Below are 1,288 nucleotides of genomic sequence, written 5' to 3' on the forward strand. Positions count from 1 at the left end.
GAAGATGCAGGTTGTCAGGACCTAATGCTCGAGCGTTTAAAAGCGCTCGGTTTTGAAATTGAAGTTATGGTGTTTGAAGACACCACCAACTTTTGGGCGCGTCGCGGTAACGAAGCGCCATTGTTTGCTTTCGCAGGTCACACAGATGTCGTACCCGCAGGCAAGCTAGAACAATGGGATACACCACCGTTCGAGCCAACCATCATCGATGGCTACCTTCATGGTCGTGGTGCGGCCGATATGAAAGGCTCTTTGGCGGCGATGGTAGTGGCCGTTGAACGCTTTATTGCCGAGCACCCAGATCACAAAGGCTCGATTGGCTTTTTGATCACTTCTGATGAGGAAGGTCCTTTCATTAACGGTACCGTTCGCGTCGTAGAAGCGCTGATGGAACGTGGTGAGAACATCGACATGTGCATCGTTGGCGAGCCTTCTAGTACAGAAATTGTGGGCGATGTTGTGAAAAATGGCCGCCGAGGTTCGATTACCGGTGACCTAACCGTAAAAGGCACACAAGGCCATGTGGCCTACCCTCACCTCGCTAATAACCCTGTTCACGCATCGCTACTTGCCATCCACGAACTGGCAACAACAGAGTGGGATAAAGGCAATGATTACTTCCCGCCAACAAGCTTCCAGATTCCCAATGTATCTTCGGGGCCAGGGGCTTCCAACGTGATTCCTGGCGAGTTCAACGTTCAATTCAACCTACGTTTTAGCACCGAACTGAACAATGACACTATCGTCCAACGCGTAACAGAAACACTGGATAAGCATGATCTCAACTACGATCTACATTGGACATTCAACGGCGACCCGTTCTTAACAGACACGGGTGCTCTACTTGATGCTGTGGTCGCTGCCGTAGCGGAAGTGAACAACACCAAACCAGCGCTGCTCACAACGGGAGGTACGTCAGACGGACGTTTCATTGCTCGCATGGGCGGTCAAGTCGTTGAGCTTGGACCTGTCAATGCCACGATTCACAAAGTAAACGAATGCGTAAAAGTGGACGATCTTGAGAAGTTGACTGACATGTACGAAAACACCTTAAAACACCTACTCGCGAAGTAATCGCACGTAGTTAACCCATTGATGAGCATACCATGACTCCTGCGCAACTCACCGGAACGACCGATTCTCACCTTCAATCAACCATGGTTGGTCAGAAGGCTTTTTTAATGCATCCCGATGTCGCGAACGATCTGCTCAATATGATCGAAGCAGCGAAAAAAGCGGGATTTAAAATGGAAATTGCCAGTGGCTTTCGAGACTTTTCTCGCCAGCG

The 1,288-nt window shown here is 49.8% G+C and carries 2 protein-coding genes; both read left to right on the forward strand.

The features are described 5' to 3' along the window. Positions 1-1,074: succinyl-diaminopimelate desuccinylase (gene dapE / locus R7E00_RS23820; protein ID WP_318124714.1), on the forward strand; the 1,074-nt coding region annotated here is incomplete at its 5' end. Between the two features lie 32 nt (positions 1,075-1,106). Further along, the coding region (locus R7E00_RS23825) for a D-alanyl-D-alanine carboxypeptidase family protein (protein WP_318124716.1) at positions 1,107-1,288 on the forward strand (182 nt) is incomplete at its 3' end.

Origin of the sequence: Vibrio sp. Vb1755 (genome assembly GCF_033338635.1) — a bacterium.
Lineage (GTDB): Bacteria > Pseudomonadota > Gammaproteobacteria > Enterobacterales > Vibrionaceae > Vibrio > Vibrio alginolyticus.